This is a genomic window from Shimia biformata (assembly GCF_016888515.1).
Taxonomy (GTDB): domain Bacteria; phylum Pseudomonadota; class Alphaproteobacteria; order Rhodobacterales; family Rhodobacteraceae; genus Shimia_A; species Shimia_A biformata.
Map to the genome: position 1 here is coordinate 1025475 of NZ_JAFEJK010000001.1, position 15492 is coordinate 1040966.

26 protein-coding genes are annotated in these 15492 nt (G+C 58.4%); 25 read left to right on the forward strand and 1 reads right to left on the reverse strand.

The window, feature by feature from the left end; genetic code table 11:
- The first annotated feature begins 287 nt into the window (after positions 1-287).
- From JQ863_RS04945 to JQ863_RS04970, 6 genes are all read left to right on the forward strand, one after another.
- Positions 288-2252, forward strand: coding sequence for a bifunctional 2',3'-cyclic-nucleotide 2'-phosphodiesterase/3'-nucleotidase (locus JQ863_RS04945; protein ID WP_204113203.1), 1965 nt, complete (start codon positions 288-290; stop codon positions 2250-2252).
- Between the two features lie 220 nt (positions 2253-2472).
- Positions 2473-3051 carry a hypothetical protein gene (locus JQ863_RS04950; protein WP_204113204.1) on the forward strand — a complete coding sequence of 193 codons (579 nt, stop codon included), beginning with the start codon at positions 2473-2475 and terminating at the stop codon, positions 3049-3051.
- A 191-nt stretch (positions 3052-3242) separates the two neighbouring features.
- Positions 3243-3554: a 30S ribosomal protein S10 gene (gene rpsJ / locus JQ863_RS04955; protein WP_204113205.1), complete on the forward strand. Its 312-nt coding sequence runs from the start codon at positions 3243-3245 to the stop codon at positions 3552-3554.
- A 17-nt stretch (positions 3555-3571) separates the two neighbouring features.
- Positions 3572-4306: a 50S ribosomal protein L3 gene (gene rplC, locus JQ863_RS04960; RefSeq protein WP_204113206.1), complete on the forward strand. Its 735-nt coding sequence runs from the start codon at positions 3572-3574 to the stop codon at positions 4304-4306.
- Entirely contained in the window at positions 4303-4920 is a 618-nt protein-coding gene (gene rplD, locus JQ863_RS04965) for a 50S ribosomal protein L4 (protein WP_204113207.1), read from the forward strand. Before rplC ends, rplD begins: the two co-directional genes overlap by 4 nt.
- Positions 4917-5213 (forward strand): 50S ribosomal protein L23, encoded by a 297-nt coding sequence (locus JQ863_RS04970; protein ID WP_204113208.1) that lies wholly within the window; start codon positions 4917-4919, stop codon positions 5211-5213. The genes rplD and JQ863_RS04970 overlap by 4 nt, the downstream gene beginning before the upstream one ends.
- Positions 5214-5285: 72 nt before the next feature.
- On the opposite strand, the gene JQ863_RS04975 is transcribed toward JQ863_RS04970, so the two are convergent.
- Positions 5286-5588, reverse strand: coding sequence for a phasin family protein (locus JQ863_RS04975; protein WP_204113209.1), 303 nt, complete (start codon positions 5586-5588; stop codon positions 5286-5288).
- A gap of 127 nt (positions 5589-5715) precedes the next feature.
- Here JQ863_RS04975 and JQ863_RS04980 point away from each other — a divergent pair, with 127 nt between their 5' ends.
- The 19 genes from JQ863_RS04980 to rpsE all read left to right on the forward strand — a co-directional run bounded on the left by JQ863_RS04980 (position 5716) and on the right by rpsE (position 15484).
- Positions 5716-6642 carry an AbiJ-NTD4 domain-containing protein gene (locus tag JQ863_RS04980; RefSeq protein WP_204113210.1) on the forward strand — a complete coding sequence of 309 codons (927 nt, stop codon included), beginning with the start codon at positions 5716-5718 and terminating at the stop codon, positions 6640-6642.
- A 263-nt stretch (positions 6643-6905) separates the two neighbouring features.
- Positions 6906-7748, forward strand: a complete 843-nt coding sequence (gene rplB, locus JQ863_RS04985) for a 50S ribosomal protein L2 (protein WP_204113211.1) — start codon at positions 6906-6908, stop codon at positions 7746-7748.
- Positions 7749-7751: 3 nt separating this feature from the next.
- Entirely contained in the window at positions 7752-8033 is a 282-nt protein-coding gene (rpsS, locus tag JQ863_RS04990; RefSeq protein WP_204113212.1) for a 30S ribosomal protein S19, read from the forward strand.
- Positions 8034-8036: 3 nt separating this feature from the next.
- A complete protein-coding gene (rplV, locus tag JQ863_RS04995) occupies positions 8037-8417 on the forward strand; it encodes a 50S ribosomal protein L22 (RefSeq protein ID WP_204113213.1) in 381 nt (126 codons plus the stop codon).
- Entirely contained in the window at positions 8417-9124 is a 708-nt protein-coding gene (gene rpsC, locus JQ863_RS05000) for a 30S ribosomal protein S3 (RefSeq protein ID WP_204113214.1), read from the forward strand. The genes rplV and rpsC overlap by 1 nt, the downstream gene beginning before the upstream one ends.
- Positions 9125-9137: 13 nt before the next feature.
- Positions 9138-9551, forward strand: a complete 414-nt coding sequence (gene rplP, locus JQ863_RS05005) for a 50S ribosomal protein L16 (RefSeq protein ID WP_204113215.1) — start codon at positions 9138-9140, stop codon at positions 9549-9551.
- Positions 9552-9736: 185 nt separating this feature from the next.
- A complete protein-coding gene (locus tag JQ863_RS05010; protein WP_204113216.1) occupies positions 9737-9943 on the forward strand; it encodes a hypothetical protein in 207 nt (68 codons plus the stop codon).
- Between the two features lie 54 nt (positions 9944-9997).
- The gene (locus JQ863_RS05015) at positions 9998-10618 is read left to right on the forward strand and encodes a 2OG-Fe(II) oxygenase family protein (RefSeq protein ID WP_204113217.1); all 621 of its coding nucleotides are present in this window, start codon (positions 9998-10000) and stop codon (positions 10616-10618) included.
- A gap of 264 nt (positions 10619-10882) precedes the next feature.
- Positions 10883-11089, forward strand: coding sequence for a cold-shock protein (locus tag JQ863_RS05020; protein ID WP_204113218.1), 207 nt, complete (start codon positions 10883-10885; stop codon positions 11087-11089).
- Between the two features lie 249 nt (positions 11090-11338).
- On the forward strand, positions 11339-11545 hold the full coding sequence (gene rpmC, locus JQ863_RS05025; RefSeq protein ID WP_204113219.1) for a 50S ribosomal protein L29: 207 nt from the start codon (positions 11339-11341) through the stop codon (positions 11543-11545).
- A 4-nt stretch (positions 11546-11549) separates the two neighbouring features.
- Positions 11550-11780: a 30S ribosomal protein S17 gene (rpsQ, locus tag JQ863_RS05030; RefSeq protein ID WP_204113220.1), complete on the forward strand. Its 231-nt coding sequence runs from the start codon at positions 11550-11552 to the stop codon at positions 11778-11780.
- Positions 11781-11856: 76 nt separating this feature from the next.
- Positions 11857-12225: a 50S ribosomal protein L14 gene (gene rplN, locus JQ863_RS05035; protein ID WP_005621870.1), complete on the forward strand. Its 369-nt coding sequence runs from the start codon at positions 11857-11859 to the stop codon at positions 12223-12225.
- A 1-nt stretch (position 12226) separates the two neighbouring features.
- Positions 12227-12538 carry a 50S ribosomal protein L24 gene (gene rplX / locus JQ863_RS05040; protein WP_204113221.1) on the forward strand — a complete coding sequence of 104 codons (312 nt, stop codon included), beginning with the start codon at positions 12227-12229 and terminating at the stop codon, positions 12536-12538.
- Positions 12531-13094, forward strand: a complete 564-nt coding sequence (rplE, locus tag JQ863_RS05045; RefSeq protein WP_204113222.1) for a 50S ribosomal protein L5 — start codon at positions 12531-12533, stop codon at positions 13092-13094. The genes rplX and rplE overlap by 8 nt, the downstream gene beginning before the upstream one ends.
- Before the next feature lie 19 nt (positions 13095-13113).
- Positions 13114-13419: a 30S ribosomal protein S14 gene (gene rpsN, locus JQ863_RS05050; protein WP_204113223.1), complete on the forward strand. Its 306-nt coding sequence runs from the start codon at positions 13114-13116 to the stop codon at positions 13417-13419.
- Positions 13420-13432: 13 nt separating this feature from the next.
- The gene (gene rpsH / locus JQ863_RS05055; protein ID WP_204113224.1) at positions 13433-13822 is read left to right on the forward strand and encodes a 30S ribosomal protein S8; all 390 of its coding nucleotides are present in this window, start codon (positions 13433-13435) and stop codon (positions 13820-13822) included.
- A gap of 10 nt (positions 13823-13832) precedes the next feature.
- Positions 13833-14366 carry a 50S ribosomal protein L6 gene (gene rplF, locus JQ863_RS05060; protein ID WP_204113225.1) on the forward strand — a complete coding sequence of 178 codons (534 nt, stop codon included), beginning with the start codon at positions 13833-13835 and terminating at the stop codon, positions 14364-14366.
- Positions 14367-14377: 11 nt separating this feature from the next.
- On the forward strand, positions 14378-14737 hold the full coding sequence (gene rplR / locus JQ863_RS05065) for a 50S ribosomal protein L18 (protein ID WP_204113226.1): 360 nt from the start codon (positions 14378-14380) through the stop codon (positions 14735-14737).
- A 177-nt stretch (positions 14738-14914) separates the two neighbouring features.
- The gene (rpsE, locus tag JQ863_RS05070; RefSeq protein ID WP_204113227.1) at positions 14915-15484 is read left to right on the forward strand and encodes a 30S ribosomal protein S5; all 570 of its coding nucleotides are present in this window, start codon (positions 14915-14917) and stop codon (positions 15482-15484) included.
- Positions 15485-15492 lie beyond the last annotated feature (8 nt).

Consider the following 15492-nt stretch of genomic DNA (forward strand, 5'->3'; position numbering starts at 1 on the left):
TCGCCATCCGCGAAGGCGGCCGCACCGTCGGTTCGGGCGTCGTCTCGAAGATCATCGAGTAATCAGCTCCGCTGATGATCAATTGGAAGGGCGCCCAGTGGGCGCCCTTTTTCCTTGGACGAACGGGGTGCGGATGTAACGCCATTGCCGGAGCGAATGCGGGGCGGGTTGGCCTGAACCGTGTATCGGCGCATTGCTGCCGTTCTCGTCAAATCTCTTTCGTCAATTCGACACATGTCTGTAACCTTGCTGTGGAAGTGATTTCTTTCAACCAACGAGGATTCAACATGACTGCCAAGTTTTCACGCCGCGGTTTCCTGGCAACCTCTGCCAGCGCCGGTTTCATTGCACTCCATCCTTTTTCTGCACGCGCCGCTGCTGGCCAGGCACATCTGCGCATCATGGAAACAACGGACCTGCATGTGCATGTCTTTCCCTATGATTATTACGGTGACCGCCCAAACGACACGGTCGGACTGGCGCGCACGGCCTCAATCGTGAACGAGATCCGCGCGGAGGCCACCAACAGCCTATTGATCGACAATGGCGATTTCCTGCAGGGCAATCCGATGGGCGACTACATCGCCTATGAACGCGGGATGAAAGAAGGCGACATGCACCCGATCATCCAGGCGATGAACGCGGTTGGATTTGATGCCTCGACCCTCGGAAATCACGAGTTCAACTATGGGCTGGACTTCCTGATGAAGTCGCTTGCCGGGGCGGAATTCCCGGTTGTTTCGGCGAATGTTGCGCTTGAAAAGGGAGCGGATCCGACCAAGGACAAGACGCTGGTGCCACCCTACGTGATTGTCGAGAAAGAAGTCACCACGGGCAATGGTGAAACCCACACGATCAAGGTCGGCCTGATCGGGTTCGTGCCACCCCAAATCATGAACTGGGACCGTCGCCATCTTGAGGGCAATGTTCAGGCGCGCGACATCATCGAAACCGCCAAGGCCTTCGTGCCGCAGATGAAAGAGGCGGGTGCAGACATCATTGTCGCGCTCAGTCACTCTGGTATCGGCGAGGCCGAAGCCTTTGACGGTATGGAAAACGCCTCGGTTCCACTTGCGGCGATTGATGGCATCGACGCCATCCTAACGGGCCACCATCACCGAGTCTTCCCGTCCAAGGCCTATGACGGTGTCGCCGGAGTGGACACGGCCAAGGGCACGATCCACGGAAAGCCCGCCGCGATGGGCGGTTTCTGGGGTTCACACCTGGGGTTGATCGACCTGATGCTTGAGCGCGACGGCAATGAATGGCGCGTGGTCGGGCACACCGCCGAGGCGCGTCCGATTTCGAAGCGGAATGAGGACCGTTCGATCACCGCGCTGGTCGAGAGTGACAATGCGGTGCTGGCATCGGTGCAGAAAGAGCATGACGAGACGCTGGCCTATGTCCGGCGCGCTGTGGGCAAGACGGATGCCCCTCTGCACAGCTATTTCGCGCTTGTGGCCGACGATCCGTCGGTTCAGATCGTGTCAATTGCGCAGCTGTGGTACGTGTCCCAGATGCTGAAGGGCACCGAGCAAGAAGGCCTGCCGATCCTGTCCGCGGCTGCGCCGTTCAAGGCTGGCGGGCGCGGTGGACCGGAATATTACACCGATGTCCCCGCGGGTGACGTGGCGATCAAGAATGTCTCGGACCTTTATCTCTATCCCAACACCGTGCGCGCTGTCCGCGTCACCGGGGCCGACGTAAAGGGCTGGCTTGAGCGGTCGGCCGGGATTTTCAACCAGATCGAACCAGGCAAACCGGATCAGGTACTGCTGAACCCGGAATTCCCAAGCTACAATTTTGATGTGATCGACGGGGTCGAGTACCAGATCGATCTGAGTCAGCCTTCTCGGTTCTCGCCGAAAGGGGATCTGGTGAACCCCGAGGCCTCGCGGATCGTGAACCTGACTTTCCAGGGACAGCCGATCGCGGATGACCAGGAATTCATCATTGCCACCAATAACTATCGCGCCAGCGGGGGCGGAAAGTTCCCCGGCGCTATGGGCGACACGGTGGTGTTCGAGGCACCTGACACCAACCGCGACGTGATTGTGAGGTACATCGTGGAGCAGGGTACGATCAGCCCTTCTGCCGACGCCAACTGGACCTTCGCGCCGCTGGATGGCGCGTCTGTGCTGTTTGACACCGGCCCCAAAGCCGCCGCCTATGCCGATCAGGTCAATGGGGTGTCCATCGAACCTGCGGGTGATGGGCCGGACGGGTTTGCACGGTTCCGCATCAAGCTTTGAGTGCGAAGTGACTGAGGGAAGCCGCTTGTGGTGAGCGGCTTTTCCCTGCCCGCAGGCGCACGGGTGAGACGTGGGTCAATGCGGGCTTTCGAAACCCCAAGAGGACGGGTTAAGGCAGGCGGGCGCCAAGATGCTGTTGCAGCCTCTGGACCGGGGCATCGTTGTCTGTCAGATAGGCCGCATGATTTCTTTTCCGATCCGCGTTTCCGACATTTTTGCAATGAAGCTTTTGAGCGGCGCCAAGGTACTAGCGCCGCTTTTCCTGCTGATGTTGACCACTGCCTGTTCGCTGCCGTCTCGTGATTATTCCCAGGCGGATGTTGACCGGTTGGCAGCGGCGATCACTGATCTAAGCCCATCGGTCAGCCCATCCGAGGCTGCCCGGGCTGCGGCGATTTCCTACGCCTATGGCAAGCAGCTTGCAGAAAGCTACAATGTCACCGACCCGGCGCTGATCCACAACAACAAGGTTCACTCGGGCCAGCGTGACCGCGGGCTGTGTAACGAATACACCGAGGATATGCTGAAGCGCCTCAAGGCCGAGAAGTTTCGCACACTGACATTGCATTGGGCGACGCGCCCCCCGACGCCGATCATGATCGTTCACCACTCGCCGGTCATTTCCGCCAAGGGCGCCCCGATGGAAGAAGGGATCGTTCTGGACGCCTGGCGCGATGGCGGGGCGTTGTTCTGGGCTCCGGTGGTCGAGGACACACGCTATGACTGGCAACCGCTGGCCGAAGTCGTCGATGATCTGTGGGCGATCGAGGTGCGCCGGCGCAAACCCACGGCGGAATAAACCGGGCGCATCGGGAATTGACGGAGGCACGGGGGTTTTTTCCTTGCCACCCAACCCGACCGCCTGTATATCGCGCGAGTTCTCGTAAGAGACTTGGCGGCGGGGTGATTCCCGCCGTTTGGGTTCGAAGAGGGTTTGCGATGAGCGCGGGTCCTCCTCTCAACTCCAACGCCTGACAAAAGGCTGACGAAATGCAAAGCCAAAATATTCGCATTCGGCTGAAGGCATTCGATTACCGCGTGCTGGATGCAAGCACCCAGGAAATCGTCAACACGGCAAAGCGCACCGGCGCAACCGTCCGTGGCCCGATCCCGCTTCCCAACAAGATTGAGAAGTTCACCGTTCTGCGTGGTCCCCACGTCGACAAGAAATCCCGCGATCAGTTCGAGATCCGCACGCACAAGCGTCTTCTCGACATCGTTGATCCGACCCCCCAGACCGTGGACGCGCTGATGAAGCTCGACCTCGCCGCTGGTGTGGATGTCGAAATCAAGCTGCAGTAAGTCGGAGGGTATAGAATATGCGCTCTGGTATTATCGCAAAGAAAGTCGGCATGACCCGGCTTTTCATGGAAGATGGTCGCCAGATCCCGGTCACCGTTCTTCAACTGGACAACCTGCAGGTCGTTGCACAGCGCACCATCGAGAAGGACGGTTATACCGCCGTTCAACTGGGTGCAGGTGAAGCGAAAGCAAAACGCACCTCGAAAGCCATGCGCGGCCATTTCGCCGCCGCCAATGTTGCGCCCAAGCGCAAGATTGCTGAATTCCGCGTGTCGGAAGACGGGCTGATCGACGTGGGCGCCGAAATCTCGGCCGAGCACTTCCTCGAAGGCCAGAAGGTCGACGTGGCAGGTACCTCGATCGGTAAAGGTTTCGCCGGTGCCATGAAACGTCACAACTTCGGTGGTCTGCGTGCCTCGCACGGTGTCTCGATCTCGCACCGTTCGCACGGTTCGACCGGTCAGTGTCAGGACCCCGGCAAGGTGTTCAAGGGCAAGAAGATGGCAGGCCACATGGGTGCCGTGCGTGTCACGACCCAGAACCTGGAAGTCGTCAAGACCGACGCCGACCGTGGCCTCGTGTTCATCAAGGGCGCCGTTCCCGGCTCCAAGGGTGGATGGGTCACCGTCAAGGACGCCGTGAAGAAGAAAGCACCGGAAGGTCTGCCTTTCCCGGCTGCCGTGAAATCGACTGCTGCTCCGGCGGCGGAAGCACCTGCGGAAGAAGTTGCCGCGGAAGGTGGTGAAGCATGAAACTTGACGTGATCAAACTCGACGGCGGCAAGGCCGGTTCGGTTGAGCTGTCCGAAGACCTGTTCGGTCTGGAGCCGCGCGCCGACATCCTGCACCGTGTGGTCCGTTGGCAGCGCAACAACGCGCAAGCCGGTACCCACAAGGTCAAGACCCGTTCGGAAACGAGCTACTCGACCAAGAAGATCTATCGCCAAAAAGGCACCGGCGGCGCACGCCACGGTGACCGCAACGCGCCGATCTTCCGCAAGGGTGGTATCTACAAGGGTCCGACCCCGCGCAGCCATGGCCACGACCTGCCGAAGAAATTCCGCAAGCTGGGCCTGAAGCACGCGCTGTCCGCCAAGGCGAAAGCCGGCGAACTGGTGGTGATCGAAGCGGCCGAGTCGGAAGGCAAGACCGCAGCGCTGGCCAAACAGGTTGCAAACCTCGGCTGGAAACGCGCGCTGATCATCGACGGAGCTTCGGTCAACGAAGCCTTCGCCAAGGCAGCCCGCAACATCGAAGGTCTGGACATCCTGCCGACCATCGGTGCCAACGTCTATGACATCCTCAAGCGTGACACCCTGGTGATCACCAAAGCGGGGATCGAAGCACTGGAGGCCCGTCTGAAATGAGCGCGAAAGCAGAACATTACGACGTGATCCGCAAGCCGATCATCACCGAGAAGTCGACGATGGCGTCCGAAAACGGCGCAGTTGTTTTCGAAGTGGCGATCGACTCAAACAAACCTCAGATCAAAGAGGCCGTTGAGGCCCTGTTTGGTGTGAAGGTCAAAGCGGTCAACACCACCATCACCAAGGGTAAAGTCAAGCGTTTCCGCGGCCAGCTGGGCAAGCGGAAAGACATCAAAAAGGCTTACGTCACCCTGGAAGAAGGCAACACGATCGACGTGACCACCGGTCTCTGATCGTTCTCTCTTCCTGAAAATCAAAGGCCCCGGCTTGATCCCAAGTCGGGGCTTTTTCTTTTCCGGTCCGAGTTACAGCGGCACGTCATCATATCCGCGTTTCGTGGCACTTTTCCCGGACATCATCGACAGAACCCGTGTCGCTTGCGCCGAGTAATCCGCCAGCGCGTCCTGATAGAATTGTGTCTGCACCTTCATCAGATCGGCGGGCGACTTGCAGGCAAGCAAGGCCTTCTGGGTTTCCCTGTCCTTTTGCAGCCGATCCGTCATGAACCGGACGCTTTCCGCCATGACCTCCTGCCAGGCGGCAGCGGCGGCCGGGTTGAAAACCGTCATCGGGTTGGGCGTCGTCTCGGGCTTCTTTTTCGTGGCCATGATTGCACCTCCTTCTGCCATGCCGCGCCGGAAGGGGAGCGGCACTTTGGGTATTCTAGCACAGGGGAGCGGCGGGGGATTTGATTTGGATCGTGTTGGGTGGGGGCTTCGAAACGCTCTAGTCGGGATGCGGGTTTTCGACGCTATACAATTTGTTGGTCACGACATCTATTGTGGCGGCAATAGCAAGATTGGGATCAAAATCATGACGCGCGATTCTACGTATGTTCCCTTTTCACAGCGTGAGGGATTTGAGCCAATTCCAACCCAGTTGCAAATCGGAGAGGTTTCAGGCGAACTAAGACGCCTAATCGACTATTTCATCCGGTTGGAAATAGAGCGTGAAAGTCATTCTGGTTACGAAAGTACTTACTTCGACCCAGATTGGGCGCGAGTTGCAAAAGACTTTCATGTACTATTTCTAAAACTGCCGGCGTCAAGTTACAGCGGCGGCCCATATGAATTCAGGAAGCTCATTGAAAATTGGACCACACGACTTGGTGTTGGGAGGCTTTTTGACATGGTTGAATTTTTCGTTCGCCACCAAAACTGCAGTGCCGAATTGAAACGTGACCTAGCTAGTGCGTTTGAAACATCTCTGGCAGCCTACCGAGTTGTTGATAGACAAATCGTTGCAATTGGAAACGAGCAACAAGCTGAAGCCTTTATGGGCGCACTTAAGCAAACTGAGAAAACAGGAGCTTCGGCGTCGCGCCAACATTTAGTTGCCGCAGGGAAAGAGTTGGTTGCCGCAAACTGGGCAGGTAGCGTTAGGGAAAGCATACATGCTGTCGAGGCCATGGCAGTCAAGCTGGCACCGGAAAGAAAAACACTAGGAGCCGCATTGGACACACTAAGCGGTCAAGCTCATTTACATGGCGGCTTAAAGGCAGCGTTCAAAGCTCTGTATGGATGGTCAAGCGACGAAGAAGGTGTTCGTCACGCATTGGTTTTCAATAACGAGGCCAAAGTTGATGAAGCCGACGCATTGTTCATGTTGGGCGCCTGCGCGTCATTTGTTTCCTACTTAATTGCACGGAGCAGCGGCCCATAGGCCGCTCGTGCATCGCCGCCGCGCGCGGCTTTGATGCGCCGGGTAGGTCGGGAGGGGGTTGGACCCCAAGAAATAGCGTTCGCGCCACTTGCCACCCACCCACCTCCCTGCTATTGACCCCCATCTTCTCGGCCTCAGATTCGTTCTGGGGCCGGTTGCTGTTTTAACCGGGCACCTACGGGGGCCTATACTTCTGGCACCTACGGGGGCCTCAAACATAGCGGGCCGAAAAGGTTCGCACTGCTAAACGGAAGACAGAAAGCATGGCACTCAAGTCGTATAAGCCGACGACGCCGGGCCAGCGCGGGCTGGTGCTGATCGACCGTTCGGAGCTTTGGAAAGGACGTCCTGTCAAAGCCCTCACCGAGGGTTTGACCAAGTCGGGCGGCCGGAACAACACCGGACGGATTACCTCGCGTCGTCGCGGGGGTGGCGCCAAACGCCTCTACCGGATCGTTGACTTCAAACGGAACAAATTTGATGTGGCGGCCACCGTCGAGCGGATCGAGTACGATCCGAACCGGACCGCGTTCATCGCGCTGATCAAATACGAAGACGGCGAGCAGGCCTATATCCTTGCTCCGCAACGTCTGGCTGTCGGTGACCAGGTCATCGCGTCGGAAAAAGCCGACATCAAGCCGGGCAACGCGATGCCGTTCTCGGGGATGCCGATCGGTACCATCATCCACAACATTGAGCTGAAACCCGGCAAGGGTGGTCAGATCGCACGCGCCGCGGGCACCTATGCCCAGTTCGTCGGCCGTGACGGTGGGTACGCACAGATCCGCCTGTCGTCGGGCGAACTGCGCATGGTCCGTCAGGAATGCATGGCCACCGTCGGTGCCGTGTCGAACCCCGACAACAGCAACCAGAACTTCGGTAAAGCCGGCCGCATGCGTCACAAGGGCAAACGCCCGAGCGTCCGCGGCGTGGTCATGAACCCGATCGATCACCCCCATGGTGGTGGTGAAGGCCGGACCTCGGGTGGTCGTCACCCGGTGACCCCGTGGGGCAAGCCGACCAAGGGTGCACGCACCCGCAACAAGAACAAGGCGTCGCAAAAGCTGATCATCCGCTCGCGTCACGCCAAGAAGAAGGGGCGCTAATATATGTCTCGCTCTGTATGGAAAGGCCCTTTCGTTGATGCTTATGTGCTTAAGAAAGCCGAAGCAGCACGCGAATCCGGGCGCCAAAACGACGTGATCAAGATCTGGTCGCGCCGCTCGACGATCCTGCCCCAGTTCGTGGGCCTGACGTTTGGCGTTTACAACGGCCAGAAACACATCCCTGTTTCGGTCACCGAGGACATGATCGGTCAGAAATTCGGTGAATACTCGCCGACCCGTACCTATTACGGGCATGCTGCCGACAAGAAAGCGAAGCGGAAGTAAGTCATGGGCAAGGAAAAGAACCCCCGCCGCGTGGCCGACAACGAAGCAATGGCAAAACTGCGCATGCTTCGCACCAGCCCGCAAAAGCTGAACCTGGTGGCTCAGATGATCCGTGGCAAGAAGGTTGAGAAGGCGCTGACCGATCTCACTTTCTCGAACAAGCGGATCGCGCAGGACGTGAAGAAATGCCTTCAGTCCGCCATCGCCAACGCCGAGAACAACCACAACCTGGACGTCGACGAACTGATCGTTGCCGAAGCATGGGTTGGCAAGAACCTCGTGATGAAACGTGGCCGTCCGCGGGCACGTGGCCGTTATGGCAAGATCATGAAGCCGTTCTCGGAACTCACCATCAAGGTGCGTCAAGTTGAGGAGCAAGCCTAATGGGTCATAAAGTAAATCCGATCGGCATGCGCCTTCAGGTCAACCGCACCTGGGACAGCCGCTGGTACGCCGACACCAAGGACTACGGTGATCTTCTTCTGGAAGACCTGAAAATCCGTGAATTCATCAAGGAAGAGTGCAAGCAGGCCGGCGTTGCCCGCGTGATCATCGAGCGCCCCCACAAGAAATGCCGTGTGACCGTTCACACTGCACGTCCGGGCGTGATCATCGGCAAGAAAGGCGCGGACATCGAGACCCTTCGCAAGAAGCTGGCCGCGATGACCGACAGCGAGCTGCACCTGAACATCGTCGAAGTCCGCAAGCCCGAGCTGGACGCTCAGCTTGTGGGTGAGTCGATCGCTCAGCAGCTTGAGCGCCGTGTTTCGTTCCGCCGCGCCATGAAGCGTGCGGTGCAGAACGCGATGCGTATGGGTGCCCTGGGTATCCGCGTGAACGTCGCCGGCCGTCTGGGTGGCGCCGAGATCGCACGGACCGAGTGGTATCGTGAGGGCCGCGTGCCGCTTCACACCCTGCGTGCCGACATCGATTATGCACATTCCGAAGCCATGACTCCTTACGGGATCATCGGTATCAAGGTCTGGATTTTCAAAGGCGAGATCATGGAGCATGATCCGGCGGCACGTGACCGTCGCGCCCAGGAAATCCAGGACGGCCCCGCACCGCGCGGCGCCGGTGGCCGTCGCTAAGGAGGTCTGAAAAATGCTTCAGCCAAAGCGTACAAAATTCCGCAAGATGCACAAAGGCCGCATCAAGGGCGATGCGAAGGGTGGCAGCACCCTGAACTTCGGTTCCTTCGGCCTCAAGGCGACCACGCCCGAGCGTGTCACCGCGCGTCAGATCGAAGCCGCACGTCGTGCCATGACCCGTCACATGAAGCGTCAGGGCCGTGTGTGGATCCGCATCTTCCCCGACACTCCGGTCACCTCGAAGCCGACCGAAGTCCGTATGGGTAAAGGTAAGGGGTCCGTCGATTATTGGGCCGCCAAGGTCAAACCGGGTCGCGTCATGTTCGAACTGGACGGCGTGAGCGAGGAAGTCGCGCGTGAGGCCCTGCGCCTGGCCGCGATGAAACTTCCGGTGAAAACCCGCGTCGTGGTTCGCGAAGACTGGTAAACCCTGTTTTCCTGACAAGATAAAAAAAAGCCCCCGCCGGTCTCTGGTGGGGGCTTTTTGCATTCTATGGGGTAATTGCCCTCAACTGTGGCAAATCCGACTCTGCCGCACATCTTTGCCGGGAAACAGGCGACGGCGATCGAAATCGCTGTTATACTTCCGCCATAGTAAATCCGGAGACATCCATGTCCCAGCTTGATACCAGTATCGATGTTCATCAGATCCGGGAAAACTACCCGGACTGCCCTCAGCGCGAAATGGCGCTGAATCTGCTGAGACGAGGTCATGTTGACCAGTGCCGCGCGTGGCTTGAGGCGCTGGATCGCATGATCGAGGACGGACAGGCCCAGTTCCAGCGTGACGACTCATCCACAGATCGCCGTAGAGCCTGACAGGATACGCAGAACGGCTCTCGCACCGATGAACATTCCGCGTTAAGACGCGTTATGGCCCAGATAGAATCTCTCTTTGTGACCCGACTGTACCGTGCCCGCCTGTCCGAACAGGGCACACCGATTGATGCCAATGAACTGGCGGGATCCTGTTATTCGATTGCCGAGGATGACGAGGCGGGGCAGGCCTGGTGCGAGGAAAACGGCTATCCCGGTTATACATCCTACGCGTCGCTGACAGATCTGCCGTGGCGTTTCCCGATCTTTGCCGACCTGGTGACCGCGCTGGATGCCCATGTCGCGGCATTTGCCGAGGACCTGGAGTTCGACCTGGATGATCGCGCGCTGGTGCTTGAGGATCTGTGGATCAACATCCTGCCAGAAGGCGGCACTCATTCCAGCCACCTGCACCCCCATTCGGTGATTTCCGGCACGACCTATGTCGCCATGCCCGATGGGGCGTCTTCGTTGAAACTCGAAGATCCGCGTTCCGCCCGGATGATGGCAGCGCCGACCCGCAAAAAAGACGCCCGGCGAGAATTGCAGCCCTTCATCTATATGAAGCCCGATGTCGGCGACGTACTTCTGTGGGAAAGCTGGTTGCGCCATGAGGTCCCGATGAACATGGCCGAGGAGGAACGGATCTCGGTTAGCTTCAACTACAAGTGGGAGTGAGGCGAGCCCCCCGTCCGTGGCACTTGCTTGGCCAAGAGAAATCCTCGTACGCGGATCTTTGGCGGGTATTGACCTGAAAAAAATGTCGGTTGACCCAGATAACGAACCGCTTGTGTTTCTCTTGAATTGCCGTCTTAGGCAGCGGGCAAAAGTTTTTCTATTTCGACCATCGTCTCTCGTTTAATCGCGTTCAGACTTTCGATCCAGACTGACCGCGCCAGGCCGCTGCATCATGCGGGCGGCAATAAGCAGGAGATTACGGATATGGCCACTGGCACCGTAAAATGGTTCAACGCGACAAAAGGCTTCGGCTTCATCGCACCCGAGGGCGGCAGCAAGGATGTGTTCGTCCACATCTCGTCCGTCGAGCGTTCGGGTCTGTCCGGGCTTGCCGACAACCAGAAAGTGACCTTTGTTCTGGAAGCAGGTCGCGATGGTCGCGAGTCGGCAGTGAACATCGCCCTGGTCTGATTGACCAACAGTATGAGCTATTGACGCGGTTCCCGTTGCGGGGGCCGCGTTTTTTGTTTCACGAAGTGAGGCACAAAGATTGGCAAAAGGACCGAAACTTACTTGCCATCCCGCCAAGGCACCCTTATAGAGCGCCATCTCGCGGATTCCGGCAACGGGATTCGCGCGTTTGTTATTTTGTCCATCAGGCACAAGGTGACCCTGACATAACCGCGGGGGCCTTCTGATGTATGAGAAAGGAAGAGGCGCATGAACGCCAACGAACTGCGTGATAAAACGCCGGATCAGCTCCGTGAGGAACTGGCCAACCTGAAGAAAGAAAGCTTCAACCTGCGTTTCCAGGCGGCCACCGGCCAGCTTGAAAACCCCGCTCGCATCCGCTCGGTCCGTCGTGACGCTGCGCGTGTGAAAACCATCCTGAACGAAAAGGCCGCTGCCGCGGCATCGGAGGAGTAATCCAATGCCCAAGCGTATCCTGCAAGGTGTCGTGACCTCGGACGCAAACGCCCAGACCATCACCGTCTCGGTCGAGCGCCGCTTCACCCACCCCGTTCTGAAGAAAACCATCCGTAAGTCCAAGAAATACCGGGCTCACGATGAAAAGAACGCCTTCAAGGTCGGTGACACCGTTCGCATCGTCGAATGCGCGCCGAAATCGAAGACGAAACGTTGGGAGGTGCTGGAAGCGTAAGCTTCGGCATCTTTCGACATTGTCGAAACCCTGGGGGATCTAACGAGAACAGCCCCCACAGGTCGGGAGAAACCACATGATCCAGATGCAGACCAATCTGGATGTCGCTGACAACTCTGGCGCCCGCCGAGTTCAGTGCATCAAGGTCCTGGGTGGTTCCAAGCGTAAATACGCCTCCGTGGGCGACATCATTGTCGTCTCGGTGAAGGAAGCCATTCCGCGTGGTCGCGTGAAAAAAGGTGACGTCCGCAAGGCCGTCGTCGTGCGCACCGCAAAAGAAGTCCGTCGTGAAGATGGCACCGCGATCCGTTTCGATCGCAACGCAGCCGTTATCCTGAACAACAACAACGAACCCGTTGGTACTCGTATCTTCGGACCGGTTGTTCGCGAACTGCGCGCCAAGAACTTCATGAAAATCATCTCGCTCGCCCCGGAGGTGCTGTAAGATGGCTGCCAAGTTGAAAAAAGGCGACAAGGTCGTCGTGCTGGCCGGCAAGGACAAGGGCAAGGAAGGCACCATCACTTCTGTTGACCCGAAAGCCGGCAAAGCTGTCGTGGAAGGCATCAACATCGCCATCCGCCACACCCGCCAAAGCCAGACTGAACAGGGCGGCCGCCTGCCCAAGGCACTGCCGATCGACTTGTCGAACCTGGCTTATCTGGACGCAAACGGCAAACCGACCCGCGTTGGCTTCCGCATGGAAGGCGACAAGAAGGTCCGTTTCGCCAAGACCACGGGGGACGTGATCGATGCTTGATACCGCAAACTACACCCCGCGCCTGAAGAACCTCTACAAGGACACCATCCGTGGCGCCCTGAAGGAAGAGTTCGGCTACAAGAACGAGATGATGATCCCCAAGCTGGAGAAAATCGTTCTGAACATCGGCTGTGGCCGTGCGGCTGTGAAAGACAGCAAGAAAGCCAAGTCCGCTCAGGCTGACCTGACCGCAATTGCCGGCCAGAAAGCCCTGACCACGGTGGCAAAGAACTCGATCGCGGGTTTCCGCGTGCGTGAAGGTATGCCGATGGGCGCGAAAGTGACCCTGCGCGGCGACCGGATGTACGAATTCCTCGATCGTCTGATCACTGTTGCACTGCCCCGCGTCCGCGACTTCCGCGGCGTTTCGGGCAAATCGTTCGACGGTCGCGGCAACTATGCCATGGGCCTGAAAGAACACATCGTGTTCCCGGAAATCGACTTTGACAAGATCGATGAAGCCTGGGGCATGGACATCGTGATCGCCACCACCGCAAAGACCGACGCGGAAGCAAAAGCGCTGTTGAAAGCTTTCAACATGCCGTTCAACAGCTGATCCGCGGGAAGGAATAGACATGGCTAAAAAAGCAATGATCGAACGCGAGAAGAAGCGTCAGGCGCTGGTGGAGAAATATGCCGCCAAGCGTGCCGCTCTGAAAGAGATCGCGAACGACGAATCCAAGCCGATGGAAGAGCGCTTCAAGGCGCGTCTGAAACTGGCGAAACTGCCGCGCAACTCGTCGGCAACCCGTCTTCATAACCGTTGCCAGCTGACCGGCCGTCCGCACGCTTACTACCGTAAGCTGAAGATCAGCCGTATCGCGCTGCGCGAGCTGGGTTCTGCTGGTCAGATCCCCGGCATGGTCAAGTCCAGCTGGTAAGGAGGGTTAAGATATGAACGATCCTATCGGTGATATGCTGACCCGTATCCGTAACGGCCAGATGCGTGGCAAGTCGACCGTGTCGACCCCCGCTTCGAAGCTGCGCGGCTGGGTTCTGGATGTGCTGGCTGACGAAGGCTACATCCGCGGCTATGAAAAGTCTGAAGAAAACGGCCATCCGGCGTTTGAAATCAGCCTGAAATACTACGAAGGCACCCCTGTCATTCGCGAACTCAAGCGGGTATCGAAACCCGGCCGTCGCGTTTACATGGGCGTCGATGACGTTCCCACCGTCCGCCAGGGCCTGGGTGTGTCGATTGTCTCCACCTCGAAAGGTGTGATGTCGGATGCAAGCGCACGCTCCAACAATGTTGGCGGCGAAGTGCTCTGCACGGTCTTCTAAGGAGAAGCAGATGTCTCGTATTGGTAAAAAACCGGTCGAGCTGCCCAGCGGCGTCACTGCCTCTGTCTCCGGCCAGACCATCGAAATCAAAGGTCCGAAAGACACCCAGTCCTTTACCGCCACTGACGATGTCACGCTGGCCGTGGAAGACAACGTTGTGACCGTGACGCCGCGTGGTTCGTCCAAGCGCGCACGTCAGCAATGGGGCATGTCGCGCACCGTGATCGCCAACATGGTGACCGGCGTGACTTCGGGCTTTAAAAAAGAACTCGAGATCAACGGCGTTGGTTACCGGGCCCAGATGCAGGGCAACACCCTGAAGCTGGCGCTTGGCCTCAGCCATGACGTGAACTTCGAAGTGCCGGCCGGCGTGACCGTGACCGCACCGAAGCCCACCGAGATCATTATCGAGGGCACCGACGCACAACTCGTCGGCCAGGTTGCGGCCAACATCCGCGAATGGCGCAAGCCCGAGCCCTACAAGGGCAAAGGCATCAAGTACAAAGACGAGTACATCTTCCGCAAGGAAGGCAAGAAGAAGTAAGGACCAGACAGATGGCAAACAGCAAACGGGAACTGTTCCTCAAGCGCCGCCTGCGCGTCCGGAACAAACTTCGCAAGGTCAACAGCGACAAGATGCGCCTCTCGGTGCACCGTTCGAACAAGAACATCAGCGTTCAGCTGATCGACGACGTCAACGGTGTGACCCTGGCAAGCGCCTCGTCGCTGGAGAAAGACCTGGGCGTGGTTGGCAAGAACAACGTGGAAGCCGCTGCCAAAGTGGGCGCCGCGATTGCCGAACGCGCAAAGAAAGCCGGCGTGACCGAAGCCTATTTCGATCGCGGTGGTTTCCTCTTCCACGGCAAGGTGAAGGCTCTGGCCGACGCCGCGCGTGAAGGTGGTCTGAAGATCTGATCGGTCGGGTGCGTGATGTCACGCACCCAGCCGCGAAAAAAACCGCAGGCTGCGCTCATCCGCGCGGTTTGCACGTGAAGGCGGGGCAATCCGCCTCGATGATCGGGGGCCTGCAAAGGTCACTGCGATTGGAAAAATCAGGGCGCGTCACGCGCCAGAACGAAAATGGAGTGCCTTATGGCAGAACGTGAAAACCGTCGGGGTCGCGGTCGCAACCGCGAAGAAGAAACCCCGGAATTCGCAGATCGTCTGGTAGCGATCAACCGCGTCTCGAAAACCACCAAAGGTGGTAAGAACTTTGGCTTTGCCGCCCTGGTTGTTGTCGGTGACCAAAAAGGTCGCGTCGGCTTTGGTAAAGGCAAGGCGAAAGAGGTCCCCGAGGCCATCCGCAAGGCCACCGAGCAAGCCAAGCGTCAGATGATCCGTGTGCCGCTGCGCGAGGGCCGCACCCTGCACCACGACATGGAAGGTCGTCACGGTGCCGGTAAGGTCGTCATGCGCACCGCGCCGGAAGGTACTGGTATCATCGCCGGTGGTCCGATGCGTGCCGTGTTCGAAATGCTGGGCGTCAAGGATGTTGTGTCCAAGTCGATCGGTTCGCAGAACCCCTACAACATGATCCGCGCCACCATCGACGGCCTGCAAAAAGAAGCAAGCCCCCGTCAGGTGGCCGCGCGCCGTGGCAAGAAAGTTGCCGACATCCTGAAAAAGGATGACGCACCGGCAGCCGAAGCAGCTGAAGCGTAAGGAGACAC